At 72.3% G+C, this 26,554-nt stretch carries 23 protein-coding genes; 8 read left to right on the top strand and 15 right to left on the bottom strand.

Annotated elements, in window-relative coordinates; translation table 11 throughout:
* Positions 1 to 37: 37 nt before the first annotated feature.
* On the bottom strand, positions 38 to 1,849 hold the full coding sequence (locus tag QUY26_RS23385; RefSeq protein WP_289949816.1) for an ABC-F family ATP-binding cassette domain-containing protein: 1,812 nt from the start codon (positions 1,847 to 1,849) through the stop codon (positions 38 to 40).
* 145 nt (positions 1,850 to 1,994) lie between these two features.
* Between QUY26_RS23385 and QUY26_RS23380 the strand changes: the two genes are divergently transcribed.
* Positions 1,995 to 2,597, top strand: coding sequence for a Uma2 family endonuclease (locus QUY26_RS23380; protein WP_289949814.1), 603 nt, complete (start codon positions 1,995 to 1,997; stop codon positions 2,595 to 2,597).
* 8 nt (positions 2,598 to 2,605) lie between these two features.
* On the opposite strand, the gene QUY26_RS23375 is transcribed toward QUY26_RS23380, so the two are convergent.
* From QUY26_RS23375 to rsmI, 6 genes are all read right to left on the bottom strand, one after another.
* Positions 2,606 to 3,505: a 4-(cytidine 5'-diphospho)-2-C-methyl-D-erythritol kinase gene (locus tag QUY26_RS23375; RefSeq protein ID WP_289949813.1), complete on the bottom strand. Its 900-nt coding sequence runs from the start codon at positions 3,503 to 3,505 to the stop codon at positions 2,606 to 2,608.
* Positions 3,502 to 4,404, bottom strand: coding sequence for a 16S rRNA (adenine(1518)-N(6)/adenine(1519)-N(6))-dimethyltransferase RsmA (gene rsmA, locus QUY26_RS23370; protein WP_289949811.1), 903 nt, complete (start codon positions 4,402 to 4,404; stop codon positions 3,502 to 3,504). The genes QUY26_RS23375 and rsmA overlap by 4 nt, the downstream gene beginning before the upstream one ends.
* A gap of 319 nt (positions 4,405 to 4,723) precedes the next feature.
* Positions 4,724 to 6,400 (bottom strand): resuscitation-promoting factor, encoded by a 1,677-nt coding sequence (locus QUY26_RS23365; protein ID WP_289949808.1) that lies wholly within the window; start codon positions 6,398 to 6,400, stop codon positions 4,724 to 4,726.
* Positions 6,401 to 6,558: 158 nt separating this feature from the next.
* Positions 6,559 to 7,431, bottom strand: coding sequence for a TatD family hydrolase (locus QUY26_RS23360; RefSeq protein ID WP_289949807.1), 873 nt, complete (start codon positions 7,429 to 7,431; stop codon positions 6,559 to 6,561).
* A 154-nt stretch (positions 7,432 to 7,585) separates the two neighbouring features.
* A complete protein-coding gene (locus tag QUY26_RS23355; protein WP_289949805.1) occupies positions 7,586 to 8,023 on the bottom strand; it encodes a hypothetical protein in 438 nt (145 codons plus the stop codon).
* A gap of 403 nt (positions 8,024 to 8,426) precedes the next feature.
* Positions 8,427 to 9,251 (bottom strand): 16S rRNA (cytidine(1402)-2'-O)-methyltransferase, encoded by an 825-nt coding sequence (rsmI, locus tag QUY26_RS23350; RefSeq protein WP_436840521.1) that lies wholly within the window; start codon positions 9,249 to 9,251, stop codon positions 8,427 to 8,429.
* 152 nt (positions 9,252 to 9,403) lie between these two features.
* Between rsmI and QUY26_RS23345 the strand changes: the two genes are divergently transcribed.
* The 5 genes from QUY26_RS23345 to QUY26_RS23325 all read left to right on the top strand — a co-directional run bounded on the left by QUY26_RS23345 (position 9,404) and on the right by QUY26_RS23325 (position 16,372).
* Positions 9,404 to 11,146: a dolichyl-phosphate-mannose--protein mannosyltransferase gene (locus QUY26_RS23345; RefSeq protein WP_289949799.1), complete on the top strand. Its 1,743-nt coding sequence runs from the start codon at positions 9,404 to 9,406 to the stop codon at positions 11,144 to 11,146.
* 99 nt (positions 11,147 to 11,245) lie between these two features.
* Positions 11,246 to 12,880: a penicillin-binding transpeptidase domain-containing protein gene (locus QUY26_RS23340; RefSeq protein ID WP_289949797.1), complete on the top strand. Its 1,635-nt coding sequence runs from the start codon at positions 11,246 to 11,248 to the stop codon at positions 12,878 to 12,880.
* Positions 12,881 to 13,071: 191 nt separating this feature from the next.
* Positions 13,072 to 14,793: a penicillin-binding transpeptidase domain-containing protein gene (locus QUY26_RS23335; protein WP_289949793.1), complete on the top strand. Its 1,722-nt coding sequence runs from the start codon at positions 13,072 to 13,074 to the stop codon at positions 14,791 to 14,793.
* Between the two features lie 188 nt (positions 14,794 to 14,981).
* Complete coding sequence (locus QUY26_RS23330; protein WP_289949792.1) at positions 14,982 to 15,524, top strand: YbaK/EbsC family protein; 543 nt, start codon at positions 14,982 to 14,984, stop codon at positions 15,522 to 15,524.
* Positions 15,521 to 16,372 carry a DMT family transporter gene (locus QUY26_RS23325; protein ID WP_289949790.1) on the top strand — a complete coding sequence of 284 codons (852 nt, stop codon included), beginning with the start codon at positions 15,521 to 15,523 and terminating at the stop codon, positions 16,370 to 16,372. Before QUY26_RS23330 ends, QUY26_RS23325 begins: the two co-directional genes overlap by 4 nt.
* Before the next feature lie 117 nt (positions 16,373 to 16,489).
* Here QUY26_RS23325 and QUY26_RS23320 read toward each other — a convergent pair whose 3' ends face one another.
* From QUY26_RS23320 to QUY26_RS23310, 3 genes are all read right to left on the bottom strand, one after another.
* Positions 16,490 to 17,458 (bottom strand): hypothetical protein, encoded by a 969-nt coding sequence (locus tag QUY26_RS23320; protein ID WP_436840386.1) that lies wholly within the window; start codon positions 17,456 to 17,458, stop codon positions 16,490 to 16,492.
* Positions 17,459 to 17,723: 265 nt separating this feature from the next.
* On the bottom strand, positions 17,724 to 17,903 hold the full coding sequence (locus QUY26_RS23315; RefSeq protein WP_289949788.1) for a DUF397 domain-containing protein: 180 nt from the start codon (positions 17,901 to 17,903) through the stop codon (positions 17,724 to 17,726).
* A complete protein-coding gene (locus tag QUY26_RS23310) occupies positions 17,900 to 18,688 on the bottom strand; it encodes a helix-turn-helix domain-containing protein (RefSeq protein ID WP_289949786.1) in 789 nt (262 codons plus the stop codon). The genes QUY26_RS23315 and QUY26_RS23310 overlap by 4 nt, the downstream gene beginning before the upstream one ends.
* A gap of 111 nt (positions 18,689 to 18,799) precedes the next feature.
* Between QUY26_RS23310 and QUY26_RS23305 the strand changes: the two genes are divergently transcribed.
* Positions 18,800 to 19,468 carry an ATP-binding protein gene (locus QUY26_RS23305; protein ID WP_289949785.1) on the top strand — a complete coding sequence of 223 codons (669 nt, stop codon included), beginning with the start codon at positions 18,800 to 18,802 and terminating at the stop codon, positions 19,466 to 19,468.
* 198 nt (positions 19,469 to 19,666) lie between these two features.
* On the opposite strand, the gene QUY26_RS23300 is transcribed toward QUY26_RS23305, so the two are convergent.
* The 4 genes from QUY26_RS23300 to QUY26_RS23285 are packed head-to-tail and all read right to left on the bottom strand — an operon-like array spanning position 19,667 to position 23,623.
* Positions 19,667 to 20,896 (bottom strand): serine hydrolase domain-containing protein, encoded by a 1,230-nt coding sequence (locus QUY26_RS23300; protein ID WP_289949784.1) that lies wholly within the window; start codon positions 20,894 to 20,896, stop codon positions 19,667 to 19,669.
* A 36-nt stretch (positions 20,897 to 20,932) separates the two neighbouring features.
* Positions 20,933 to 21,706 (bottom strand): energy-coupling factor ABC transporter ATP-binding protein, encoded by a 774-nt coding sequence (locus tag QUY26_RS23295; RefSeq protein ID WP_289949783.1) that lies wholly within the window; start codon positions 21,704 to 21,706, stop codon positions 20,933 to 20,935.
* On the bottom strand, positions 21,691 to 22,455 hold the full coding sequence (gene cbiQ, locus QUY26_RS23290; RefSeq protein WP_289949782.1) for a cobalt ECF transporter T component CbiQ: 765 nt from the start codon (positions 22,453 to 22,455) through the stop codon (positions 21,691 to 21,693). The genes QUY26_RS23295 and cbiQ overlap by 16 nt, the downstream gene beginning before the upstream one ends.
* 1 nt (position 22,456) lies before the next feature.
* Positions 22,457 to 23,623 (bottom strand): energy-coupling factor ABC transporter permease, encoded by a 1,167-nt coding sequence (locus QUY26_RS23285; protein WP_289949780.1) that lies wholly within the window; start codon positions 23,621 to 23,623, stop codon positions 22,457 to 22,459.
* A gap of 267 nt (positions 23,624 to 23,890) precedes the next feature.
* Here QUY26_RS23285 and QUY26_RS23280 point away from each other — a divergent pair, with 267 nt between their 5' ends.
* Positions 23,891 to 24,232: an SsgA family sporulation/cell division regulator gene (locus QUY26_RS23280; protein ID WP_289949779.1), complete on the top strand. Its 342-nt coding sequence runs from the start codon at positions 23,891 to 23,893 to the stop codon at positions 24,230 to 24,232.
* Position 24,233: 1 nt separating this feature from the next.
* Here QUY26_RS23280 and QUY26_RS23275 read toward each other — a convergent pair whose 3' ends face one another.
* Positions 24,234 to 26,474, bottom strand: coding sequence for an MMPL family transporter (locus tag QUY26_RS23275; RefSeq protein ID WP_289949778.1), 2,241 nt, complete (start codon positions 26,472 to 26,474; stop codon positions 24,234 to 24,236).
* Positions 26,475 to 26,554 lie beyond the last annotated feature (80 nt).

The following is a 26,554-nucleotide window of genomic DNA, read 5'->3' as shown; positions in this document are numbered from 1 at the left end:
GGGAGGACCGGCCTGTAATGCGTCTGTTACGGGAAACTCACGCATCCTCCGCGAGTTCAAGCCAACGCAGTTCCAACTCCTCGCGCTCGCCGACAAGTTCGCGTAGCTCGGCGTCCCATTTCGCCACCTTTTCAAAGTCTGTGGCGTTATCGGCGATCTGCGCGTGCAGCTTGGTCTCCTTCTCGGAGATCTTGTCCAGCTGCCGTTCGATTTTCTGCAGTTCCTTCTTCGCGGCGCGCGCGTCGGCGGCCGACACGGCCTTCGTCCCCTCCGGGGCGGCGGCGGGCGCCGGGGCGGCCGGGGCCGCGGCCGCCGCCATCCGGTTCCTGCGCTCCAGGTACTCGTCGATGCCGCGCGGCAGCATCCGCATCGTCGCGTCACCCATGAGGGCGAAGACGCGGTCCGTGGTGCGCTCGACGAAGAACCGGTCGTGGGAGATCACCACCATCGAGCCGGGCCAGCCGTCGAGCACGTCCTCCAGCTGCGTCAGCGTCTCGATGTCGAGGTCGTTGGTGGGCTCGTCGAGGAAGAGGACGTTCGGCTCGTCCATCAGCAGGCGCAGGAGCTGCAACCGCCTGCGCTCGCCGCCGGACAGGTCGCCGACGGGCGTCCACTGCTTCTCCTTGCCGAACCCGAAGGTCTCGCACAGCTGCCCCGCGGTCATCTCCCGGCCCTTGCCGAGGTCGACCCGCTCCCGCACCTGCTGCACGGCCTCAAGGACCCTGAGCGTCGGCTTCAGCTCGGCGACCTCCTGCGACAGATAGGCCAGCTTGACCGTCTTGCCGACGACCACCCGGCCCGCGGCGGGCTGTGTCTCACCGGCCGACCGGGCCGCGTCCGCCATGGCGCGCAGGAGCGAGGTCTTGCCCGCGCCGTTCACGCCCACCAGGCCGATGCGGTCGCCGGGCCCGAGCTGCCAGGTCAGGTGCTTGAGCAGCAGCTTCGGCCCGGCCTGGACGCTCACGTCCTCCAGGTCGAAGACGGTCTTGCCGAGCCGGGTGGTGGCGAACTTCATCAGCTCGCTGGTGTCCCGGGGCGGCGGCACGTCCTTGATCAGCTCGTTGGCCGCCTCCACCCGGAAGCGGGGCTTGGACGTGCGGGCCGGGGCGCCGCGCCGCAGCCACGCCAGCTCCTTGCGGACCAGGTTCTGCCGCTTGGCCTCCTCGGTGGCGGCGATGCGCTCACGCTCGGCGCGCGCGAACACGTAGTCGGAGTACCCGCCCTCGTACTCGTAGACCGTGCCCTTCTGCACGTCCCACATCCGCGTGCACACCTGGTCGAGGAACCACCGGTCGTGGGTCACGCACACCAGCGCCGAGCGGCGCTCGCGCAGGTGCCGGGCGAGCCACGCGATGCCCTCCACGTCGAGGTGGTTGGTGGGCTCGTCGAGGACGATCAGGTCCTGCTCGGCGATCAGGAGCTGGGCGAGCGCGATGCGCCGCCGCTCGCCGCCGGAGAGCGGGCCGATGACGGTGTCGAGCCCCTGCGGGAACCCCGGCAGGTCGAGCCCGCCGAACAGGCCCGTGAGCACGTCCCTGATCTTGGCGTTGCCCGCCCACTCGTGGTCGGCGAGGTCGCCGATGACCTCGTGCCGCACGGTGGCCGCCGGGTCGAGCGAGTCGTGCTGCGTGAGCACCCCGATCCGCAGCCCGCCGCTGTGCGTGACGCGCCCGGTGTCGGCCTCCTCCAGCTTGGCCAGCATGCGGATGAGGGTGGTCTTGCCGTCGCCGTTGCGCCCGACGACGCCGATCCGGTCCCCCTCGGAGACGCCGAGCGAGACGCCGTCGAGCAGGGCGCGGGTTCCGTACACCTTGCTGACGTTTTCGACATTGACCAGGTTGACGGCCATTTCACTCCTGACGAGGGGGTGGATCAGCCTTCAAGGGTAGGGCGTGGGGCGGCGAAGCCGAGCCGGGGTCGAACGGTCACTCGATGTAATGACGTGATCGAGAGCGGGTCGCTACGGTGGAGGGGCAGGCCGAAGAATCCCTGGCATGGGAGGAACCATGACCGCCGAGTCCACCGAGCACCCCCGCTGGCCGCTGCCGCCGACGAACGGGTACACGGTGGATGACCTGTTCACACTGCCGGATCTCCCGCCGCACACCGAGCTGATCGACGGGAGCCTGGTCTTCGTGAGTCCGCAGCGGAACTTCCACGCTGATGTGATCGACCTTCTGGTCAGTGGCCTACGCCGAACCGTGCCGCCCGAGCTGAGGGTCAAGCGAGAGATGACCGTCGTCATCGACAGGCGCAACGGCCCCGAGCCCGACGTCTCCCTCGTCCGCAGAGAAGCCGTCAAGAACCCCATGCAGACCTTTTACAACGTCGCCGACGTCCTGCTCGCCGTCGAGGTCGTCTCCCCCGACTCCGAAGCCCGTGACCGCGACGCCAAGCCGCTCAAGTACGCCGCCGCGGGCATCCCCCACTTCTGGCTGGTCGAAATGGCGGGCCAGGACAACCACCCGGTCGTCCAGGTCCACGAACTGGGTCAGGCCTCCGGCACCTACGCCCTGACCGGCATCCACCACGACCGCCTCAAGCTCAGCGTGCCGTACGACATCGACATCGACCTGACCGCGATCGACGAACTGTAGGCCCGGCCCTAGAGGACCGTCGCCCCCGGCGCCGGGGCGGACGCCACCCGCGCCGTCCGGCACGTGCCCGACGCGCGCAGCGCCGCCGCCACCCGCTCCGCCGACTCCGCGTCCTTCACCAGGAACGCCGTCGTCGGCCCGGACCCGGAGACCAGGCCCGCGAGGGCGCCCGCCTCCGTGCCCGCCTTCAGGGTGTCAGTGAGGGCGGGGAAGAGGGAGAGCGCGGCGGGCTGGAGGTCGTTCACCAGGGCTCCGGCGAGAGCGGTGGCGTCCCCCGTCCGCAGAGCGTCGAGCAGCACGGGGGACGCGGCGGGTGCCGGGGCGTCCGGGGTGAGCCGGTCGAACTCTCGGTACACGGCGGGCGTGGACAGGCCGCCGTCGGCGACCGCGAACACCCAGTGGAAGGTGCCGCCGACCGTCAGCTCGGTCAGCTTCTCGCCGCGCCCGGTGCCGAGGGCCGCGCCGCCGACCAGGCTGAACGGCACGTCGCTGCCCAACTCGGCGCAGATGTCGAGGAGTTCGTCCCGGGACGCCCCGGTCCCCCAGAGCGCGTCGCACGCCACCAGGGCGCCCGCGCCGTCCGCGCTGCCGCCCGCCATGCCGCCCGCGACGGGGATGTCCTTGGCGATGTGGAGGTGCACGTCGGCCCGGCGGCCGTACCGCGCGGCCAGCGCCTCGGCCGCGCGCGCCGCCAGGTTCGTCCGGTCCAGGGGGACCTGGTCGGCGCCCGGGCCCGCGCAGGTCACCCGCAGCTCGTCCGCCGGGGTCGCCGTGACCTCGTCGTACAGGCCGACGGCCAGGAAGACGTTCGCGAGGTCGTGGAAGCCGTCGGGGCGGGCGGCACCGACGGCGAGCTGGACGTTGACCTTGGCGGGGACGCGGACGGTGATGCTGCGGGGGGTGCTCACTTGCCGGGGGCCTCGGTTTCAGCGGGGGTGTCGGACGGGGGCAGCTTGTTCTCGGCGATCCGCGCGAACTCCTCCACCGTCAGGGACTCGCCGCGCGCCTGCGGCGAGACGCCCGCCGCCACCAGCGCCGCCTCGGCCGCCGCGGCGGAGCCCGCCCAGCCCGCGAGGGCCGCGCGCAGCGTCTTCCTGCGCTGGGCGAAGGCCGCGTCGACGACGGCGAACACCTCCCGCTTGGACGCGGTCGTCTTCAGCGGCTCCGCGCGGCGCACCAGCGACACCAGGCCCGAGTCGACGTTCGGGGCGGGCCAGAAGACGTTGCGGCCGATGGCGCCGGCGCGCTTGACCTCGGCGTACCAGTTGACCTTCACCGACGGCACGCCGTACACCTTCGAGCCGGGGGCGGCGGCGAGGCGGTCGGCGACCTCCGCCTGCACCATCACCAGCGTGCGCTCGATGCTGGGGAAGGTGTCCAGCATGTGCAGCAGGACCGGTACGGCGACGTTGTACGGGAGGTTCGCGACCAGGGCCGTCGGGGCGGGGCCCGGGAGTTCGCGGACGAGCATGGCGTCGCTGTGGACCAGGTCGAAGGACTCCTTCTTCCCCGGCAGGCGGGCCTCGACCGTGGCCGGGAGCGCCCCGGCGAGCACGTCGTCGATCTCCACGGCGGTGACGTGGGACGCGGTCTCCAGGAGGGCCAGGGTCAGCGAGCCGAGGCCCGGGCCGACCTCGACGACGACGTCGTCCGGGCCGACGTCCGCGGTACGGACGATGCGGCGGACCGTGTTCGCGTCGATGACGAAGTTCTGGCCGCGCTGCTTGGTCGGGCGTACGCCGAGGGCCGCGGCGAGGTCGCGGATGTCGGCGGGGCCGAGGAGGGGGCCTTGGTCGGTGGTGCTCACCGCCCCAGGGTAGCCCTGGGTCCGCCGCTCACCTGCTCGTGCGGCCGCCCCGGGGGCGCGCCGGGCCGGACCCGCAGTGCCGGTCGGCCCGGGGCGCGCCCTGCCGAGCCCGCCGGGCCGGCCGAGCTCGGGCCCATCGCCGCGCCTGGGCCCGCCGCCGGGCCCGAGCTCGGCCCCCGCTCATGGGGCTCCGCCCCTGTCCCCCGCCATCGGCGCTCCGCGCCTCGTCCTCAAACGCCGGACGGGCTGATATTCCCGGCGCCGACCTCGTCCGCGGCCCCACCGGTCCCGGTGGGACGCCGGTCACCCGAGTGGGACGTCAGAGGCGGCGGCCGCAGTGGGGCCACGGGCTGGCCCCCCGCTGGACGTACAGCTTCTTCGCGCGGTGGGTCTGTTCGGCGGCGGGGGCGTCCTGGGGGCGACCGGACCCGCCGAGGGACTGCCAGGTCTGGGTGTCGAACTGGTAGAGCCCGCCGTACGTACCGGAGGGATCGACGGCGCTGGGGCGCCCGCCGGACTCGCACGCCGCGAGGGCGCCCCAGTTGAGGCCCTCGGCCCCGGCGACGGCCGTCGGCACGACCTTGGTGCCGACCTTCACGATCCGCGTCTGCGGCTCCCGCACCACCTCGCTGCGCAACCGCTTCGGCTTCTGCCGCACGCCGTTGACGGTGCGCACCGAGTACGTGATCCGTCGCGCGCCCTCCCGCCCGGCCTGGGCCACGACCTCCGTGCCGCGCGGCAGCGAGGGGTCCTCGGTCTTGCGGACGTCGTACGGGATGGGTTCCTCGCGGACCTCCTTGCGGCCGGAGATCCGCATGACGGTGACGGTCTGCCCGTCGCGCGGGAAGCTGCCGGGGGGCACGGACGTGGTGTCGGAGCCGCGCAGGGTGACGCCGGACTCCTCGACGGCCTCGCCGACGGTCGCGGCGTTCGTACGGATGGTCCGGGACCGCCCGTCGGCCATGATCGTCACGGTGCGTTCGGTACGGACGTCCAGGTCGAGCCCTTCGCGGGCGATGCGCTTGCTGCGCGAGGCCGACAGGTAGGCGCCCTCGGCGCGCACCCCGAGCTGCTGGAGCGCGCCGTCGACGGTGCGGGCGGTCGTCCAGACCTCGCGGCGGTGGCCGTCGAGGGTGAGCTGGACGGGCCGGCCGTAGCGGACGGCGATCTCGTCGCCGCTGGCGAGGGCGGTGGTCGTGGGGGGGGCGACGATGTCGTGCGCGCCGACGTCCACGCCCTCGTCGGCGAGGAGTTCACCCACGTCGTCGGCGAAGGTGTGCAGGGTGCGGGCCTTGCCGTCGACGGTGAGCTGGACGGCCTTGTCGTTGGCGACGAAGGCGGAGGTGCCGCCCGCGAGGAACGCGACGACCAGCGCCTGCGGCACGAGCCTGCGCAGGCCGTCGGGCCGCTCGGCGGTCCGCCTGCGCCGCGCCTCCCGCCGCCCCTCGGCCCGCCCTTCCCCGACGGCCTCGCCGTCGGCGAGCGCCTCGTCGTCGAACCCCATGTCCCCCGCCACCCCTCCGCCGGCCCCCCGGCGCTCCCGCCCGTCCGCGACCTCCGCGTACCCCTGCGCACCGGGGTGCGGATACCCGTACGCGCCCCCACCCGAGCCCGCGTCCGAGCCCAGTTCCGGGCCCCCGTCCGGCCCCAGCGGCGGATCCACCGCGAAGCCGCCCCCCGCGAACGCGTCCGGCGTGAACGCCCGCGTCGGCAGCTCGTCCACGACGGCGCCGCCCGCCCCGAAGACCTGCGTGGGCACCCCGTTCCCGGCGAATCCGGCGGCCCGGTCGAACCCGTCCGCCGCGCTGAACTCCGCGGCGGTGAACACCTGCGTCGCGGGCCCCTCCGCCGCGCCGCCCCCGCCGACGGCCCCCGCGCCCCCGTACCCGTACGCCGACCCGTACGGGTCGTACGCGTCGTAGGCGTCATACGAACCCGACGGCCCGTGCGGCGCGTACTGCGGCTGCCCATACGTCTCGTACTGCGGTTTGCTCACGACGACGCTCCAGCTGACAAGTGACCACTGACAAGCCAAGTGCAGATCGGCTTGCAGAACCTAGCGGAGGCGCCGTCACTCTCCAAAGCAGGGTGACTACTCTGTGTCGCTGTGTTGACCCGAGCTGTCAGGCCGGGGAAACCTTCGGTCGTTATCGATCAGTAATCAAAGGCGCGGGCCGTGTTCGAGGAGATCGCCGCGGCCATGGCGTCCTCGTCGATGCCCCGGACCTCGGCCATGGCGCGCAGCGTGACCGGAATGAGATAGGGGGCGTTGGGCCGTCCGCGGTACGGGGCGGGGGTCAGGAAGGGCGCGTCGGTCTCGACGAGCACGAGCTCCAGCGGGGCGACGGCGAGCGCGTCGCGCAGCGGCTGGGCGTTCTTGAAGGTGACGTTGCCCGCGAAGGACATGAAGTAGCCGTGCTCCGCGCAGACTTCGGCCATGGCGGCGTCGCCGGAGTAGCAGTGGAAGACGGTGCGCTCGGGGGCGCCCTCCTCCTTCAGGACCCGAAGGACGTCCTCGTGGGCCTCCCGGTCGTGGATGACCAGGGCCTTGCCGTGCCGCTTGGCGATCTCGATGTGGGCGCGGAAGGAGCGCTCCTGGGCGGCCTTGCCCTCCGGGCCGGTGCGGAAGTAGTCGAGGCCGGTCTCGCCGACGCCCTTCACGTGCGCGAGTGCGGCGAGGCGGTCGATCTCGGCGAGCGCCTCGTCGAGGGCGCCCTCGCCCCCGGCGGGGCGGGCGCCCTGGCGGGACCAGCCGTCGGGGTCGCCGTGCACGATGCGGGGGGCCTCGTTCGGGTGCAGGGCCACGGCCGCGTGCACCGCCGCGTGTGCCGCCGCCGTGTCGGCGGCCCAGTGGGAGCCCGCCACGTCGCAGCCGACCTGCACGACCGTCGTCACGCCCACCTCGGCCGCCTTGGCGAGGGCCGCCTCGACGGTGCCGGACTGCATGTCGAGGTGGGTGTGGGAGTCGGCGACCGGCACCCGCAGGGGTTCCGGCTGCGGGGGTGCGGCGTTCTTGTCGGCGGGCATGCGTCGATCGTACGAAGCCCTGCGGGGCTTTCCCCAATCCCGCCCCTTCCCGAACCGGGGGCTGCGCCCCCGGACCCCCGCTATCGGCGCTCCGCGCCTCGTCCTCAAACGCCGGACGGGCTGAATCTCTCAGCCCCGGGGCGCCCCGCGAAGGTCAGCCCGCCTTGCGGTGGAAGGGGTGCAGCAAGTCCGACAGGTGCCAGTGGTGGTGCTTGGGCGCGGCGCCCGACTCGTCGTCGGCGGACGCGGCACCCTCGGCGGCGGCGGCCTTCCCGCCCCGGGCCACGCCCTGCGCGGCCTGCCGGTGGTGCAGGGACTCGAGTGCCGACCGCACCGAGGACACCTGCCCCGCCCGCATGATGCGCACCACGTGCCCGCCGCAGTTCAGGCAGGTGGGCCGGGTCAGCGGCGACGGCACCCGCCGGCCGTTCGCCAGGTACATCACGAATTCCTGGCCCTTGCCGTCGACGTGGTGCTCGATCTCGTACGACTGCTCCCAGCCGTGCCCGCAGCGCATGCAGGCGAAGGCGTAGGACTCATGGACGACATTGGCAGCCGTGGTGCGGTGACCGGTGTCTGCGATCTCACTCATGCCAGCTCCTCTTGTCCGCTGGACAAGCACCGTCGGCCGGGGTCTTTCCTGACCCGGTCCGGCGGTGTGGGACGGGTGCGTCCCTGGAACCAGTGGACGCCTTTCCCGAAGCGAGCGCATCAGACCTGTCGACTGTTGGGCGCGATTTGGCCTTTCCATAGAAAACAGGCCTGGTGCGCGGGCCCGCGCTTTAACCTTCACGATAGTCCTTTGCCCGCCGATGGGCTCTTCCGCGCGGCCCCTGCGCCGTAACCGTGACCTGCGCGCCGGGCATACGCGCCGGGTCACCCGCCCCATCCGGTCCGGACCGCTCCGGCCCGGACCGGGCCAGACCGGACCGGGCCAGACCGGACCGGGCCAGACCGGACCGGGCCAGACCGGACGGGGCCAGACCGGCCCGCGCTCAGCCCTCGCGCCCCGCGTTCTTCGCCGCCACCACCGCGTCGAACACCTCCCGCTTGGGCAGCCCCGCCTCGGCCGCGACCGCCGCGATGGCCTCCTTGCGCCGCTCCCCCGCCTCCTCGCGCACCCGGACCCTGCGCACCAGCTCGTCCGGACCCAGCTCCGCGGGGCCCTTCTCGGGGGCGCCCTCGACCACCACGGTGATCTCGCCGCGCACGTCGCCGGGCGCGGCCCACTCGGCGAGCTCCTTCAGCGAACCGCGGCGGACCTCCTCGTACGTCTTGGTCAGCTCCCGGCACACTGCGGCGCGCCGGTCGTCGCCGAAGGCCTCCGCCATCGCGGCGAGGGTGTCGTCCAGGCGGCGCGGCGACTCGAAGTACACGAGCGTGCGCCGCTCCCCGGCCGCCTCGCGAAGCCGCGAGAGCCGCTCGCCCGCCTTGCGCGGCAGGAAGCCCTCGAAGCAGAAGCGGTCCACGGGCAGCCCGGACAGGGCGAGGGCGGTGAGGACGGCGGAGGGCCCCGGCACGGCCGTGACCCGGATGCCGCGCTCGACGGCGGCGGCCACCAGGCGGTACCCGGGGTCGGACACCGACGGCATGCCCGCGTCCGTCACCAGGAGCACCCGCGCCCCGTCGGCCAGGGCCTCGACCAGCTCGGGCGTGCGCGCCGCCTCGTTGCCCTCGAAGTACGACACGACCCGGCCGCCCACCTGCACGCCGAGCGCCTGCGTGAGCCGGCGCAGCCTGCGGGTGTCCTCGGCGGCCACGACATCGGCCCCGGCCAGCTCCGCGGCGAGGCGCGGCGGAGCGTCCGCGACGTCGCCGATGGGGGTGCCCGCGAGGACGAGGGTGCCGACGGAAGCCGGGGCCTCGGCGCTTCCGGACGGACTGACGACTGAATCTGCGCTTCCTGTCACGGATCCATCCTCGCAGGGGCCGGGCGCGGGACTGTCACAGTCGAGTTCCCTACGATGGCGCGGTGACCAGTACCGCGTCTTCCCCGGACACCCGCCAGGGCCAGGCAGCCGAGGAGCGCCAGCCGTCGTCGTGGCAGCACCGGCTGCGCCGCTTCGGCTACGCGGCACGGCCCAGAGGAGACGTGCGGGAGCGGCTCGTCCCGCCGTACGCGCGGCCGGGTGATCGGCTGTGGGTGGCGCTCGGCGTGCCCCGGCAGGTGTCGGAGCCGCTGGTGCGGTGGGCGGGCTGGCTGGGGCCGCTGGCGGTCGCGCTGGTGGCGGGGGTGCTGCGGTTCTGGAATCTCGGCAGCCCCAAGGACGTGATATTCGACGAGACGTACTACGCGAAGGACGCCTGGGCCCTCATCCACAAGGGCTACGAACTGAGCTGGCCGGACAAGATCAACGATTCGGTCATCAAGCAGGGCAGTGACATCGCGCTGCCCACGGACCCGGCGTACGTGGTGCATCCGCCGGTCGGCAAGTACGTGATCGGCGTCGGGGAGTGGCTGTTCGGCTTCGACCCGTTCGGCTGGCGGTTCATGACGGCGGTGCTCGGCACGCTGTCGGTCCTGATGCTGTGCCGGATCGGGCGGCGCCTGTTCCGCTCGACGTTCCTCGGCTGTCTCGCGGGCGCGCTCCTCACCGTGGACGGCCTGCACTTCGTGATGAGCCGCACGGCGCTGCTCGACCAGGTCCTGATGTTCTTCGTGCTGGCGGCGTTCGGCTGTCTGCTCATCGACAGGGACAAGGCGCGCGCGAGACTCGCGGCGGCCCTTCCGGTGGACGCGGACGGGATCGCGCGCCCCGACGCGTACGTGGCGCACACCCTGCGCCTGGGGTGGCGGCCGTGGCGCTGGGCGGCCGGGCTCTGCCTGGGCCTGGCCTTCGCCACGAAGTGGAACGGCCTCTACATCATGGTCTTCTTCTGCCTGATGACCGTGTTGTGGGACGCGGGCGCCCGGCGCGTGGCCGGGGCGGACCGGCCCTACCTGGCGGCGGTGCGGCGGGACGTGCTGCCCGCGTTCGTGGCCACGGTGCCGGTCGCGGTGTTCACCTATCTGGTGTCCTGGCTCGGCTGGATCCTCTCGCCGAGCGACGGCAGCGGCGGCTACTACCGCAACTGGGCGGCGACCGACGGCAAGGACAGCGGCTGGTCCTGGCTGCCGGACTGGCTGCGCAGCCTGTGGCACTACGAGAACAAGGTCTACGACTTCCACGTCGGCCTGTCCTCGCCGCACACCTACCAGTCCAACCCCTGGAGCTGGATCGTCGACGGCCGCCCCGTCTCGTACTTCTACGAGTCGCCGTCCCCCGGCACCGACGGCTGCCCCGCCGACACCAAGGAGAAGTGCGCCCGCGAGGTCCTCGCCCTCGGCACGCCCCTGCTGTGGTGGGCGGCCGCCATCGCGCTCCTGTACGTGCTGTGGCGGTGGTTCTTCCGCAGGGACTGGCGCGCGGGCGCGATCGTGTGCGGGGTCGCGGCGGGCTATCTGCCCTGGTTCATGTACCAGGAACGGACCATCTTCTACTTCTACGCCGTGGTCTTCGTGCCGTTCCTGTGCCTGGCCCTCGCCATGATGATCGGCGCGATCCTGGGACCACCGGGCTCCTCGGAACGCCGCCGGGTGGTGGGCGCCGCGGCCTCCGGCGTCCTTGTCCTGCTGATCTTCTGGAATTTCATCTACTTCTGGCCGATCTATACGGGGCAGGCGATCCCGATCGACTCGTGGCGGTCGAGAATGTGGCTCGATACCTGGGTCTGACAGCGATAAACGGACACCTTCGGATAACACCCGGCGCTTTTCGCGTCTCCTGCCCTGGGGCCTCTTAGGCTGACGGTATTCCTGGGGAGGGAGTGCTTGATGCGCAAGGGAGCGAAGGCTGCTCTGGTCGGTGGGGTGTTCGCCGTCCTGGTGGGGGGCTCCGGGTACGGCGCGTACAACGTGGTGACGGCGGTGAACGCCGACGGCGGTTCGTCGTCGGGGAAGAACACCGCGCGCAGGAGCGGCCCGCCGACGCGCGAGGAAGTGCGGGAGACGGCCGCCGCGTTCCTCGCCGCCTGGGCGAAGGGCGACGCGGACGGCGCGGCGGCGTACACCGACAACGCGCAGGTGGCCGCCGAGGCCCTGACCGGTTACCGCGAGGACGCGCACATCGAGAAGGTGCGGCTGACGGCGGGCCGGATCAGCGGGACGCGGGTGCCGTTCACGGTCCGCGCCACGGTCGCGTACGAGGGGAAGAGCAAGCCGCTGCGGTACTCCTCCGCCTTCGAGGTGGTGCGCGGCGTGCGCAGCGGGCGGGCCCTGGTGGACTGGCGGGCCGACGTCGTGCACCCGGACCTCCGCAGGGGCGACACCCTGGAGACCGGGGAGGCCGCCGCGCCGCCGATCAGGGCCGTCGACCGCGACGGACGGGCGCTGACCGCGAAGGCGTACCCGTCGCTCGCGCCCGTCCTGGACCAGCTCCGCTCGAAGTACGGCGACCGGGCGGGCGGCAGGCCCGGCATCGAGTTGTACATCGATCGTGCGGACGCGGGCGCCGGTACGAAGACGCTGCTCACGCTCGCCGAGGGCCGGGCCGGCACGCTGCGGACGACGCTGAGCGCTTCGGCGCAGCGGGCCGCGGAGGGCGCGGTGGCGCGGCACGCCGAGTCGTCGGTGGTCGCCGTCAAGCCCAGCACCGGCGAGGTGCTCGCCGTCGCCAACCACCGCGAGGACCAGTTCAACGCGGCCTTCGAGGGCAAGCTGGCGCCCGGCTCCACCATGAAGATCGTGACGGCGGCCATGCTCATCGAACGGGGCGTCACGAAGGCGTCCGGACCCGCGCCCTGCACCCCCGAGGCGACCTGGCAGAGCCAGACCTTCCACAACCTCAAGGGCATGGCGCCGAACGCGAAGGCGACGCTCGCGGACAGCTTCGCGCGGTCCTGCAACACCGCGTTCGTGAAGCTGGTCGACGAGAAGCCGCTCACGGACGCCTCGTTGACCGAGGAGGCGCAGGGCGGCTTCGGGCTCGGCCGGGACGACTGGCACACCGGCATCAGGTCGTCGGACGGCGCCGTGCCCCCGTCCACCGGACCCGACCGCGCCGCCAACGCCATCGGCCAGGGCCGGGTGCAGCTGAACCCGCTGAACCTGGCGTCGGTGACGGCGACGGCCATGACGGGCTCGTTCCGCCAGCCCGTCCTCGTACCGAAGTCCCTCATCGGAGACGAACTGGCCACCGCGCGCGGCCTGAAGGCGGGCACGGTCGCCCAACTGCGGCAGATGATGCGGCGGACGGCGGTCTCGGGCACGGGCGCGCGGGCCATGGCGGGACTCGGCGGGGACATCGGTGCGAAGACGGGGTCGGCGGAGGTCGACGGGCAGCGGCGGCCCAACAGTTGGTTCACGGGCTACCGCGGGGACCTGGCGGTGGCCGCGATGGCGCAGGAGGGCGGGCACGGCGGGGACACCGCGGGGCCGATCGTGGCGGCGGTGCTGCGCGCGGGCGCGTGACGGACGTGGGGCGCCGCGAGTGAGCGGCGGCCACGGACGACGGGACGGAGCAAGAGCACGATCGACCACGTAGGGGGTGCCCCCTCGCCCGGGCGGGCGATGCCGTGGTCGAAGGGGTGCGCGGGTGCCGCTAGGTTGGGCAACCGGTGAGTTGGGCGCGGCGGGGGCCGAAGGGGATTGGCGGAGGGTCTGTGGGCAAGAGAAGACGTGCGACCGAGCGCAAGAAGGCGCACCCGGCCGTGCTCGGCGGCGCGGCGGTGGCGATCGTGTGCGGCGTGGGGGTCGCCGCGTACGCGCTGTCCGGCGGGGGCGGCGGCGATTCCGACGGCAAGACGGTGGCGACGGGTCCGCCCACGGCCGCCGAAGTGCGCACCACCACGAGGGCGTTCCTCACCGCCTGGGAGAAGGGCGACGTGGCCGGGGCCGCGGCGCTGACGGACGACAGGAAGGCGGCCCGCGCGGCGCTCACCGCCTACCGCGAGGAGGCCAAGGTCTCCGCGGTGCGCCTGAGGCCCGGCAAGCCCGCCACCCCCAAGAGCGCGAAGGTGCCGTTCAAGGCGGCGGCCACGATCTCGTACGGGGGAAAGGACAAGGCTTACGCGTACGACTCCACGCTGAGCGTCGCGCGCCGCGCGGCCGACGGCCGGGTCCTCGTCTCCTGGCGGCCTTCGGTCGTCCACCCCGAACTGCGGGACGGCGACCGGCTGGTCACGGGCCCGGCGGGCGTGCCGCCGATCAAGGCCGTGGACCGGGACGGCGACCCGCTGACGGCCGCGAAGTACCCGTCCCTCGGCACGGTCCTCGACGGGCTGCGCGAGAAGTTCGGCAAGGAGGCGGGCGGCAAGGCGGGCGTCGAGCTGCGGGTGGTGCGCGCCGACGCGAAGTCGGCCGACGACTCCAAGGGCGGCAAGGGCGGCGGAGACGCCAAGGGCACCGCGAAGAAGGGTGACGCGAAGGACACCCCCGACAAGACGCTCCTGGCCCTCTCCCCCGGCACCCCGGGCACGCTGAAGACGACGATCAGCGCGCGCACGCAGGCCGCGGCGGAGAAGCAGACGCAGAAGCGCAAGCGGGCCTCGGTCGTCGTGGTCAAGCCGTCCACGGGCGAGATCCTGGCCGTCGCCAACTCCAACCCCGGCGGCTTCAACACCGCCTTCCAGGGCTCCCTCGCGCCCGGCTCCACGATGAAGGTCATCACCTCGTCGATGCTCCTGGAGAAGCGGCTCGCGGGCGTCGACAAGAAGCACCCGTGCCCGAAGTACAAGGCGTACGGCGGCTGGAAGTTCCAGAACGACGACAAGTTCCAGATCAAGGACGGCACGTTCCGGGCCAGCTTCGCGCGGTCCTGCAACACGGCCTTCATCACCCAGGCCGAGAAGCTGTCGAACGACGACCTGACGAAGCAGGCCCAGGACGTGTTCGGCCTCGGCCGTGACAACTGGTCCATCGGCGTCTCCTCGTTCGACGGCGCGGTGCCGGTGCAGTCGCACGCGCAGATGGCGGCCTCCCTCATCGGCCAGGGCGGGGTCCGGATGAACCCGCTCAACATGGCGTCGGTCGCCGCCACCGTGAAGTCCGGCACGTTCCGCCAGCCCTACCTGGTCTCGCCCGACCTGGACGACCGCCAACTCGCCACGGCGCCGCGCAAGATGTCCGGCAGGACGGCGTCCGCGCTGCGTGAGCTCATGCACTACACCGGCGTCTCCGGCACCGCCGCCAAGCCCATGGCGGGCCTCGGCGCCGACTCCGGCGCGAAGACCGGCTCCGCGGAGGTCGACGGCCAGAAGAAGCCCAACGGCTGGTTCACCGCGTACCGCGGGGACGTGGCCGCGGCGGCGGTCGTGCAGGCCGCCGGGCACGGCGGGGAGACGGCGGGGCCGGTGGTGCGGGCGATGCTGCTGGTAGGGAAGTAGGGAGCGCCGGGGGTAACTCAGCCCGTCGTGGGGGTCCCCCCTGCTCCTTAAGAGCTTGGGGGAGTTTGAGGACGAGGCGCGGAGCGCCGACAGCGGGGGTCCGGGGGCGGCAGCCCCCGGGCCTCGCCCCGGTTCCGGGCACGATTCATGGTCGCGTGGCCCACACACGTACCGCTAGCGTGCGGCGCATGAGCACTACGGACAACGCCACGGGCGCATCCGGCGCCCACCCCCGCTTCGTCGAGGCCCTGCGCGCGCTCGGCCTCGACGACCTCCCCGACCGCATCTGCCGCTTCCCGGAACAGACCCGTACCGCGGCGGAGGCGGCCGCCGCGATCGGCTGCGAGCTGAGCCAGATCTGCAAGTCCCTGATCTTCGCCGCCGACGGCGTGCCCGTCCTCGTCCTCATGGACGGCTCCTCGCGCGTCGACGTGGAGCTGGTGCGGCGGGCGCTGGGCGCGGAGAAGGTCACGCGGGCCAGGGCGGATGTGGTGCGCGAGACCACGGGGTACGCGATCGGGGGTGTCCCGCCCTTCGGGCACGCCAACCCGACGCGAGTGCTCGCCGACCGGTCGCTGCTCGGGCACTCCGTGGTGTGGGCCGCCGCGGGTACGCCGTACACCGTCTTCCCGATGGCGCCGGAGGCGCTGGTCGCGCACGCGGGCGGGTTGCTCGTGGACGTACGTGAGGCGGCGGCCGACGCGTCCGGTGCTTCCGGCCCCGCTCAGTGACCCCCCTGGTCGCGGGGGCCGTGCTGCTGGCCGCCGTCACCCACGCCAGTTGGAACGCCATCGCCCACCACATCACCGACAAGCTCCTCGGCTTCACCCTCATAGCCGGCGGCGGCACCCTCATCGGCCTCCTCCTCGCCCCCTTCGCCCCCTTCCCCGCCGCCGAGGCCTGGCCCTACCTCCTGCTCTCCGCCGCCCTGCACGTCGCCTACATGGTCCTGCTCATGCGGTCCTTCCGGCTCGGGGACTTCGGGCAGGCCTACCCCATCGCCCGTGGCAGCGCGCCGCTCGTCGTGACCGTGCTCGCCGCCGTCTTCGCCGGTGAGGTGCCCGGCGGGTGGCAGGCCGCCGGGGTTCTCGTCTGCTCCGCCGGGCTCACCGGGCTCGCCGTGTGGGGGATCCGGGGGTCCGGGCGGCGGCCCGACTGGGCGGCGATCGGAGCCGCGCTCGCGACCGGGGTGTCCATCGCCGCGTACACCGTCGTGGACGGGCTCGGGGTGCGGGCCTCCGGGACGTCCATCGGGTACATCGCCTGGCTGATGATCCTCGAAGGCATCGCCGTGCCCGCGTACGCCTGCTACCGGTGGCGCGGGGAAGTCGGTGCCCGGCTGCGGCCGTTCGCCGCCGTCGGGCTCTTCGGGGCCGCGCTGTCCGTCGCCGCGTACGGCCTCGTCCTCTGGGCCCAGACGCGGGCCGACCTCGCGCCCATCTCCGCCCTCCGCGAGTCCTCCATCATCGTGGGGGCGGCCATCGGGGCGCTCTTCTTCAAGGAGAGGTTCGGGTGGTCGCGGATCGTGGCGGCGGGGGTGATGGTGGCGGGGATCGGCTTGATGCTGCATGCGGGTTGATCCCTGCGGGGCTTTCCCCAATCCCGCCCCTTCCCGAAACCGGGGGCTGCGCCCCCGGGCCCCCACACACATGGGGCTGCGCCCCTTTCCCTCCTATCGCCGCTTCGCGGCTCGTCCTCAAGCGCCGGACGGGCTGAGACTCCGCCGCCCGGCGAGGGCGCGGCGGACCTGGGAGGCGTGGCGGTGCGCGTCGACGGGTTCAGGGGTGGCGGGTACGGGCCGCCGACGGCTGCCTGAGTCCCCCGTTCCTTCCGGCGCGCGGCAGGCTCGGCACAGGCCCTCGGGCAGGGCTTCCGGGCGCCCTGGCACGCTGCAGCCGGTGCACTCCATGATCGTGCGGTGCGGTGCACGTGGCGTACTCGGCGGGGGAACGGGCGGCATCTTGTCGAGGAGGCGCCGCCGGAGGAAGGCGCGGGGTGCGTGGACCTGGGCGGGGAGCCCTGCGGTGAGGGCGAGGGTGAGGTGGTCGGTGGTGACTCCCCGGTCGAGCCATGCGGCGGCCAGGTCTTCCAGGGCGGCGCAGTCGGCGGCGGAGAGGATCAATTGCGGGGTAGTTCGGCCGAGTTGGGCGAGGGCGCTGTACGCGGAGGAGGGCGGCGCGGGCTGGGTCGTGAGCTGCTGCCGCTCTTTGGGTACGCCGTCGGGGGCGCCACCGCCTCGGGCCTCGGTCGGCGAGGGCGACGGCGCGTCATCGCCGAGGAACCGGTTCCACCATTCGCTGTCACGTGCGGTACGGGTCCAGTACGTGCGGAAGACCCAACGCGTGCCGGTCCCGGCGTCGCCCTCACCCTGAGCCAGCCGCCGTACGCGTCGCAGGTGCCCGGCTCGCGACAGTTCGTTGAGGGCGGTGCGGACGGCCTGCTGACCGTAGAGGGGCTGGGCCCCGGCGAGGGTCTTGGCGTCCATGGCAGCGCCTTCGGGAAGCCGGTCGACGAAGGCGGCGAGGTAGGCCTCGCGGGCGGGGAGGTGCCCGAAGTCCCGGGCGCGGGCGGGCTCTTGATCAGGTGCGGATCGCTTGCCGTAGCCCGGCTTGGCCATGGGGTGTGCGGAGGCGGGCAGGGCGGCGTTAGAGTCTTCGTAAGCCACGGGATCGTCCTTACCGATCTTGGGGTGAGACCCCGGCGGGTGTTGGTAGCACCCGGTCGGGGTCGTTTTCGTTTGTTGCCGCGAACGCTAGAGGGTCGCGACGCCACGTGGCAAGTCGGTCACGAAAAGTGATGTGCGGTGGTGCGGGCGGGAGTTGGAGGGGGTGGGTGGTAGGTGCCCAACCACCCAATCCTTACAAAAGGCGCTCGGATCTCGACCCTCGAAGCCCGGGGCCCGGGGCCCGGGGCCCGGGGCTCCGTCAGCCTCAGCCGCGGCTCACGTGGCCGGTGAACGCGGCCCAGGCCGCGGGGGTCACCTCTATGAGTCCGGCCGCATGGTCCTTGGTGTCGCGGATCAGGATGAGCGGCTGGTTGTCGGCGACCTCGACGCAGTCGTTGGTGGCGTTTTCGCTGTAAGTCGACTTGTGCCAATTCGGGTTGCTCACTTGTACCTCTTCAATGCTTCTTCGATGCGAACTGTGGTCGCTTCAGCCGTCAATGATCTGGAGGCGAGCCGATCATAGATTCGCTGGAGCCGCAGGACAGCTGCTGGTTCCTCGAAGTACTGGCCAACCAGAAGGCCCTCCGTGTACGCGCCTCGCGAACCGTCCGGCTGCGTCAGGACAGCCATGGTTCCCATGATCTTGCCAGCTCCGAAGGGGAGAAGCTGGAGCGTGATGTTCGGCTGCTCCTGCGCCTCACGCAGGCGTTCCAGTTGAGGGACTGTGGCGTGAGCGATGGCGGCCTCGTCGAGGACGGCAGCGAACCACGGGGGATCATCCCGCCCCCACAGCTTCTGGCGCTCTATGCGCTGCTCGACGTACGACTCGACGACGGACGGGTCATCATCCTGGCCAGCCAGGATGAGCTCGCGTGCATAGTCAGGGGTCTGAAGCAGTCCAGGAACGACGAATCCAGCGGTGTGGATCAGCGCGGCCTTTTGTTGCTTCGCCAGATACGGCTTGGCGTATTCGCGAACAGTCTTCCGCTCCTGGATCCTGACCAAGTCCGACAGCGAGTCGCCCAGTTCGAGCACCACACCCAGCTTGGCCGCCAGGGCGCGGTCCAGCGCCTCCCCGTTCTCCACCTCGGAGATCCTGCTCTTGTTGCTGAACACCTTGGCCGCGAGGTCGGTCTGGGACCAGCCCTTCGCCCGCCGCGCCTCCCTGACCTGATTCCCGATGTACGCCTCAAGGCTCTCGGCCGGATCGAGCTCGTTAGCGCCTGGCATATGCCCCGTTCCACAGTCCGGTACCGGAATCGCTACTCCTGGTAAACGTACCCGCAGGTGAGCAGTCTGGGAGTCCCACGGACGGACCAACTCCCCTACGAGGTACCACCGATGAACAACGACAACGGGACGCACCAGCGCATGGAGCCGTCTGCGGCAGCGGCCGTGGGGGACGTCGTCGTGGACACGCGCCGAGGGCGCGTCGTCCAAGTGACGGCTGCGGACGGTGAGGTGCTGACGGTGACTCGGCCAGCGGGCCTCTCCTGGGAGACGAGGCGACAGAACTGCCGCCAGGCCCTCCCCGGGGAGCGACGGGAATTCGAGATCGCCAGCCGCACGCCGGAGGAGAGCAGGAGCGACGACGAACCCCTCCCCCAGGAGATCGAATGGCGCCTGCCGCGCCACGCCAGGAGCGTGGGGCGGGCCCGAACCCTCCTGTGGGAGCAAGCGAGTTCGTGGGAACTGCCGCGTGAGACCACGGAAACGGCGACGCTCCTCCTGAGCGAGCTGATGACGAACGCGTACCGGCACGCGAAGGTCTCCCCGGGCAGAGAGATCTGGACCCGCTGCGTGCTGACGGCGGGCCTCCTCCACATCGCGGTGTCGGACGCGAACACGACACCGCCCGCACCCAGGCAGGCATGCACGGAGGACGAGTCGGGCCGGGGCCTGACCCTGGTCGCCACGCTGTCGGACCGCTGGGGCACGGAACTTCGCCCTGGGGGCATCGGTAAGACGGTCTGGTTCGAACTCACCGTCGCGCGGGGGGCGTGGCCCTGACCGAGGGCGACCACGGTGACGTCACACGGACGGGCGGAAGCTGTCACACAGTCCTTCGCAGGATGAGGGCTCCGCCTCCAAGGCACACCGGGCAGGCAGTGCGGGCCGCTCCGGCCGAAGCAATGGCGGGGGCGGGTGGGTGGGAGAGAGCCCGTCCGGCGATTGAGGACGAGGCGCGGAGCGCCGATCGGGGGCGACCTACGCGGCGGCGGTGCGGACGGCGCGGACCAGCCCCTGGGCCCTCGCGTCCGCCGTGACCCCCTTGCCCATCCCGTTCGTGACGTAGCCGAAGGCGAGCCCGGACTCCGGGTCGGCGAAGGCGAGGGCGCCGCCCCGGCCGGGGTGGCCGAAGGACGTCGGGGCGAGGAGGGGCGACGCGGCGCCGTGGAGCATGTAGCCGAGGCCGAGGCGGGTGTGGACTACGAGGACACGGTCGGCACCGGCGGACGCCTCCGCGCGGGCCAGGGCGAGGGTGCCGGGGGTGAACAGGCGGGCGCCGTCTTCGACTTCGCCGATGAGGGAGGCGTACAAGCGGGCCAGCGCACCGGCGGTGGCGATGCCGTTGGACGCGGGCAGGACGGCCGAGTGGTACGCGGCGGAGTTCTCGTCGGGGAAGGGGGAGACCGCGTCGAAGGCACGCCGGGTGAGGGAGTCCGGGTTCCGGTAGGCCTCGGACACCTGCGGCTTGGGCCGGGTGCGGAGCCCCGGGGCGGCGGCGGGTGCGTCCAGTCGCCCCAGCCTTCCCACCCGCCCCGCCTCGGCGGCCGGAAGGCCGACCCACAGGTCGAGGCCCAGCGGCCCGGCGATCTCCTCGGCGACGACGTCCCGTATGGAGCGTCCGGTGACCCTCCGCACCAGCTCCCCGGTCAGCCAGCTGTACGTGTGCGCGTGGTAGCCGTGGTCCGTCCCCGGGTCCCAGAAGGGGCGCTGCGCGGCGACCGCGGCGGCGGCCACGTCGGGGGCGAGGGCCTGCTCGGGGGTCAGGGGGCGGTCGAGGGCGGGCACCCCGGCGCGGTGGGCGAGGACGTGGCGTACGAGGACCCGATCCTTGCCGTGGGCCTTGAACTCGGGCCAGTACGCGCCGACGGGGGCGTCCAGGTCCAGCTCGCCGCGCTGGTGGAGGAGGAGCAGGACGGCCGCGGCGATCCCCTTGGTGGCGGAGCGGACGACCTGCGCGGTGTCCCGCTCCCAGGGCGCGGCACCGTCGACCTCGGCCTCCGCCCCGTCGAGAGCCTCCGCCCCGTCGAAGTCCCTGATGCCGCCCCACAGGTCCACCACCGGCCGCCCGTCCCGGTACACCACGACTGCGGCCCCACGCTCCCCGAGCGTGGCGAAGTTGCGTACGAAGGCGTCCCGTACGGGCTCGAAGCCCTCGGACACCGTGCCGTGCACCCCGGCGTTCCCGGCCTCGACCTCAGCAGCACTCATGTCACGCACAACAGCCACCCGCCGCCGAAGATTCCACTAGCTCTTCTCCCGTACGGACTTCGGATCGAAGCCGAAGGGGAGTTCCAGGCGGTGGCTGCTCATGAGGTCGGCGTCGGAGAGGAGTTCGCCGGTGGGGCCGTCGGCCGCGATGACGCCCTCGCTGAGGATCAGGGCGCGGGGGCAGAGTTCGAGGGCGTAGGGCAGGTCGTGGGTGACCATGAGGACGGTGACGTCCAGGGAGCGGAGGATGTCGGCGAGTTCGCGGCGGGACGCCGGGTCGAGGTTGGAGGACGGCTCGTCCAGGACGAGGATCTCGGGTTCCATGGCGAGGACGGTGGCGACGGCGACGCGGCGGCGCTGGCCGAAGGAGAGGTGGTGCGGCGGCCGGTCGACGTAGGCCGCCATGCCGACCTGCCCGAGGGCCTTGTGGACGCGCGCTTCGAGCTCGGGCCCGCGCATCCCGGCCGCCGCGGGCCCGAAGGCCACGTCCTCGCGGACCGTCGGCATGAACAGCTGGTCGTCGGGGTCCTGGAAGACGATGCCGACCTTGCGGCGGATCTCCGCCAGGTGCCGTTTGCCGACGGGCAGTCCGGCCACGGTGACGGTCCCGGCGCCCGCGGTGAGGATGCCGTTCAGGTGCAGGACCAGGGTCGTCTTGCCCGCGCCGTTGGGTCCGAGCAGCGCGACGCGTTCGCCGCGCGCGATGCGCAGGTCGACGCCGAACAGGGCCTGATGGCCGTCGGGGTAGGCGTAGGCGAGGCCGCTGACCTCCAGGGAGGCGGGCGGGGCGGTGGTCACGGCAGGGTCCATCCCAACAGGCAGACGGCGAGGGCGGTCAGGGGCAGGGTCAGGGCGTACGTCCACTGGACGCGGGTCGCCGACACCTCGTCGATGACCGGCATCGACCCCGCGTAGCCCCGGCTGACCATGGCGAGGTGCACGCGTTCGCCCCGTTCGTAGGAGCGGATGAACAGCGCGCCCGCGGACTTGGCGAGGACGCCCCAGTGGCGCACGCCGCGCGCCTCGAAGCCTCGGGACGCGCGTGCGATCCGCATGCGCCGCATCTCGTCGGTGACGACGTCGCCGTAGCGGATCATGAAGGAGGCGATCTGGACGAGGAGCGGCGGGAGCTTCAGGCGCTGCAGGCCGAGGAGCAGTTCGCGCAGCTCGGTCGTGGCGGCGAGCAGGACGGACGCGGCGACGCCGAGGGTGCCCTTGGCGAGGACGTTCCAGGCGCCCCAGAGGCCGTGGACGCTCAGGGACATGCCGAGGACCTCGGTGCGCTCGCCCTGCGCCACGAAGGGCAGCAGCAGGGCGAACGCCACGAAGGGGATCTCGATGAGCAGCCGCTTCAGCCAGAAGAGGAGGGGGACGCGGGCCGCGTACGCCACCGACGCGAGCAGCAGCGCGTACGCGGGATAAGCCCACATGGCCTCGCGCGGCGTGGAGACCACCACGACCACGAAGCAGAAGACGGCCGTGAGCTTCGTGTGCGGGGGCAGGGCGTGCACCGGCGAGTGCCCGTGCCGGTAGAGGCGGTGGGCGTGGCCCGCACCCATGTCAGGCGTTCTCCGCGGGCTCGGTGGCCGCGGGGGTGGCCGCGGGCTCGCCCGCAGGGGTGGCCGATGCCGCGACGCCGTCCGTGGCCGTCGACGCCGGGCCGCCGTCCCCGGCGCGCCGCCGTCGTACCGCCCAGAACACCGCGCTGCCCGCGACCACCGTCACGCCGACTCCGATGACGCCCGCGAGGCCGCCGGACAGGCGGGTGTTGGTGATGTCCTTGACGCCGTAGTCCGCGAGGGGCGAGTCGGCGGCCGCGTGCTCCTTCTCGCCCTTGTCGAAGCCCTTGTCGTGGGCGACCTTCTCCAGGCCGTCGGGGTTGGTGGAGGCGTAGAAGGACACGAAACCCGCGAGGACGACGGAGGCGGCGAGGCCCACGGCCCACAGCTTGCGGTGCGAGCGGGCGGTGGCGGCAGCGGGGGCCGGGGCGGCCGGGGGTGTCGTGTTCGCGTCGATCAGCTCGCCGCCCACGCGCAGCTTCAGCGGCGCCGTCAGGCCGCGCGCCCCGTGCACGAGGTCCGGCCGGACCGCGATGACCGCGCCGACGGTGAGCGCCGTGATGGCGGCCTCGCCGATGCCGATCAGGACGTGGACGCCGATCATGGCCGTGGCGACCTTGCCGAGGGGCACGTCCGTGGTGCCGCCGACGGCGTAGATGAGGGTGAAGGCGGCGGCCGCCGCCGGTACGGAGACGAGCGCGGCCGTGAACGCGGCGGCGGTCACCGAGCGGCGACCGCGCGGCAGGATCTTCACCAGACCGCGGAAGATCGCGTACGCCACGACGGTCGTCACGACGGCCATGACGCAGATGTTCACACCGAGCGCGGTCAGGCCGCCGTCGGCGAAGAGCAGGCCCTGCATGAGCAGGACGACGGAGACGCACAGGACCCCGGTGAAGGGCCCGACGAGTATCGCCGCGAGCGCGCCGCCGAGGAGATGGCCGCTGGTCCCGGCCGCGACCGGGAAGTTCAGCATCTGCACGGCGAAGATGAAGGCGGCGACGAGTCCGGCGAGCGGCGCCGTGCGCTCGCCACCGCTCTCGGCCGCGCCGGAGACGCCCCCGAGCTCTCTGCGCGCGCCCCGGAGGCTGACGGCCACCGCGCCCGCGGCGGCGATTCCGGCGGCGGCGGAGACGGGAGCATTGATGAAGCCATCGGGGACATGCATGCGCGTGCTCCTGGAAAGGCGCATGTCATGAGTGTGGGGAGGCACCCATGACGAGAGCGGGATCGCTCCGAGCGGGTCGCTCGTGAACCTTTCAATGATGGGCGTTGTTGCGAATCGCTTGCAAGAGCGGTCCGGCAACGATTGGGGGCGGGCCGGGGTCGCTCCGGGCCGCCCTCACTCCCCCTCACCTTGTGTGACATATACGTACATATGGGACATTGGGAGAGAGCCGCTTTCCGTGGGCCGGAACGACTACGAGGAGTCAGCATGTCCGCCGTCGAGCAGTACACCCGGGCCCACCTGGTCACCGACTCCCCCGACGAGCACGTCGTCGTCCCCGTCGCGCTGCGCTACGACCCGGAGGCCGACCCGCGCTCGGTGCGGGTCGACCTCCCTGGCTCGCGCGACTGGACCTTCAGCCGCGAGCTGCTCGAACAGGGGCTGCGGGCGCCGACGGCGAGCGGCGACGTGAGCATCTGGCCGTGCGGGCGGGTCCAGACGATCCTGGAGTTCCACTCGGCGCAGGGGGTGGCGGTCGTGCAGTTCGACGCCTCGGCGCTGATCCGCTTCCTGCGCCGTACGTACGCGGCCGCCCCCGTGCCCCACTGACTCAGACGCCCACCAGCTCCCGCTTCTCGTCGGGGTCGCCCTGGTCGGCGGGGGTGCGCAGCCCCTCACCCTCGACGTCCACGTTCGGCAGCGCGCGGTCCAGCCACCTCGGCAGCCACCAGGCCTTGCGGCCGAGCAGCGCGAGGACGGCCGGGACCAGCGCCATGCGCACGATGAACGCGTCGAAGAAGACGGCGATGGCGAGGCCGAAGCCGATCATCTTGACCATCTGCTCGCTGGAGCCGATGAACCCGGCGAACACCGCGATCATGATGACCGCCGCCGCCGAGACCACCCGCGCCCCGTGCTTGAAGCCGGTGACGATCGCCTCGGCCGGGCTCTCGCCGTGGACGTACGCCTCCCGCATCCGGGTCACGAGGAACACCTCGTAGTCCATCGCGAGGCCGAAGACCACGCCCACCATGAAGATCGGCATCATGCTCATGATCGGGCCGGTCTGCTCGACGCCGAACAGCGAGCCGAGCCAGCCCCACTGGAAGACCGCGACCACGGCGCCGAGCGCGGCGAGCACCGAGAGCAGGAAGCCGAGGGCCGCCTTGAGCGGGACGAGGACCGAGCGGAAGACCACGATCAGGAGCAGGAACGCGAGACCCACGACCAGCGCGAGGTAGGGCAGCAGGGCGTCGTTGAGCTTCTCGGAGACGTCGATGTTCATGGCCGTGGTGCCGGTGACCATGACCTCGGCGCCGCTGTCGGCCCTGACGTCCTTCGCCTCGCCGCGGATCGCGTGCACCAGGCTCTCGGTCTGGGTGCCGCTGGGCTTGGACGACGGCACGACGCTGATCATCGCGGTGTCGCCGGCCTTGTCGAACCGGGGCGGGCTGACCGCGAGCACGTCGTCGAGGCCCGAGATCTTCTTCTGTACGGCGGCGGCCTCGCCCTTGGCGTCGTCGACGCCCTTGAGGTCGGTGACCACCATCAGCGGACCGTTGTAACCAGGACCGAAACCGTCCGCGATGAGGTCGTAGGCCTTGCGCTGGGTCGTGGACGTGGGCTGCGCGCCGTCGTCGGGCAGACCGAGTTCGAGCTGCGATACGGGCAGGGCGGCGGCACCGAGGCCGAGCACGCCGAGCAGCAGGACGGCGACGGGGCGCCGGACGACGAAGCGGGCCCAGCGGGTGCCGAGGTTCTCCTTGGCCGGGGCGTCACCCTCGACAGCTCCGGCCGCGGCGGCCTTCTCGCGCCCGCCGAACAGCCTGCCCTTCTCCCCCGCCGGCTTGACCTTCCCGCCCGCGTACCCGAGCAGCGCCGGGATCATGGTGAGGGCGATCAGGACCGCGATGGCGACGGTTCCGGCCGCCGCGAAGCCCATCTTGGTGAGCATCGGGATGTTGACCACGGCGAGCCCGACGAGCGCGATGACGACGGTCAGACCGGCGAAGACGACGGCCGACCCGGCCGTGCCGACGGCGCGGCCCGCGGCGTCCTCGCGCTCGCGGCCCTCGGCGAGTTCGGCGCGGTAGCGCGAGACGATGAACAGCGCGTAGTCGATGCCGACGGCGAGGCCGATCATCATCGCGAGCGTCGACGTGGTCGTGCCGAGGTCGAGCGCGTTCGCGAGCGCGGCGATCGAGGAGACGCCGATGCCGACGCCGATCAGCGCGGTGAGCAGCGGAAGCCCCGCCGAGACGAGCGAGCCGAAGGTGATGACGAGGACCACAGCCGCGACCGCGATGCCGATGATCTCGGTGGCGCCGGTGTGCGGCATGGCCTGCAGCGCGTCACCGCCGACCTCGACGGTCATGCCGCCGTCGCGCGCCTCGTCGGTGGTCCTCTCCAGGGCGTCCCGGCTGTCGTCGGTCAGCTCCATGGAGGTGACCTTGTACGTCACGGAGGCGTACGCCGTCGTGCCGTCCTTGGAGACGGCCTTGGCGGCGAACGGGTCGGCGGCCGAAGCGACCTGGTCCGAGCCGGACTTGAGCGAGGAGACCGTCTTCTGGATCTCGGCCTTGTTCGCCGGGTCGGTGACCTTCTCGCCGTCCGGCGCCTTGAACACGACGCGGGCACTGGCGCCGTCGGCGCTGGCCTCGGGCGCGCGCTCGTCGAGCAGGTCGAAGGCCTTCTGCGCCTCCGTGCCGGGAATCGAGAACGAGCTGGAGGCCGCGGTGGGCGCGGACGCCGCGCCGACACCGGCGAGGGTCAGCAGCGCGACCCAGATCAGGGCGACGAAGTGCCGCCGCCGGAAGGAGAGCCGGCCTAGTTTGTAGAGGAATGTGGCCACGGGGAGTACTCCCGGTCAGGTCGTGGTGGCTGATGGCTTCTGGGCAGGGGTGATCGGCCCGAGGGGCAGGGGTGATCGGC

Origin of the sequence: Streptomyces flavofungini, assembly GCF_030388665.1 — a bacterium.
Taxonomy (GTDB): Bacteria; Actinomycetota; Actinomycetes; order Streptomycetales; family Streptomycetaceae; genus Streptomyces; species Streptomyces flavofungini_A.
This window is presented reverse-complemented; position numbering and strand designations above follow the sequence as displayed.

What these genes read in the sequence shown, in the direction of transcription:
- QUY26_RS23385 (WP_289949816.1), bottom strand. Translation starts at nt 1,849, where the DNA reads ATGGCCGTCAACCTGGTCAATGTCGAAAACGTCAGCAAGGTGTACGGA.
- QUY26_RS23380 (WP_289949814.1), top strand. Translation starts at nt 1,995, where the DNA reads ATGGGAGGAACCATGACCGCCGAGTCCACCGAGCACCCCCGCTGGCCG.
- QUY26_RS23360 (WP_289949807.1), bottom strand. Translation starts at nt 7,431, where the DNA reads ATGCCCGCCGACAAGAACGCCGCACCCCCGCAGCCGGAACCCCTGCGG.
- QUY26_RS23355 (WP_289949805.1), bottom strand. Translation starts at nt 8,023, where the DNA reads ATGAGTGAGATCGCAGACACCGGTCACCGCACCACGGCTGCCAATGTC.
- QUY26_RS23340 (WP_289949797.1), top strand. Translation starts at nt 11,246, where the DNA reads ATGCGCAAGGGAGCGAAGGCTGCTCTGGTCGGTGGGGTGTTCGCCGTC.
- QUY26_RS23330 (WP_289949792.1), top strand. Translation starts at nt 14,982, where the DNA reads ATGAGCACTACGGACAACGCCACGGGCGCATCCGGCGCCCACCCCCGC.
- QUY26_RS23310 (WP_289949786.1), bottom strand. Translation starts at nt 18,688, where the DNA reads ATGCCAGGCGCTAACGAGCTCGATCCGGCCGAGAGCCTTGAGGCGTAC.
- QUY26_RS23305 (WP_289949785.1), top strand. Translation starts at nt 18,800, where the DNA reads ATGAACAACGACAACGGGACGCACCAGCGCATGGAGCCGTCTGCGGCA.
- QUY26_RS23300 (WP_289949784.1), bottom strand. Translation starts at nt 20,896, where the DNA reads ATGAGTGCTGCTGAGGTCGAGGCCGGGAACGCCGGGGTGCACGGCACG.
- QUY26_RS23295 (WP_289949783.1), bottom strand. Translation starts at nt 21,706, where the DNA reads ATGGACCCTGCCGTGACCACCGCCCCGCCCGCCTCCCTGGAGGTCAGC.
- cbiQ (WP_289949782.1), bottom strand. Translation starts at nt 22,455, where the DNA reads ATGGGTGCGGGCCACGCCCACCGCCTCTACCGGCACGGGCACTCGCCG.
- QUY26_RS23285 (WP_289949780.1), bottom strand. Translation starts at nt 23,623, where the DNA reads ATGCATGTCCCCGATGGCTTCATCAATGCTCCCGTCTCCGCCGCCGCC.
- QUY26_RS23280 (WP_289949779.1), top strand. Translation starts at nt 23,891, where the DNA reads ATGTCCGCCGTCGAGCAGTACACCCGGGCCCACCTGGTCACCGACTCC.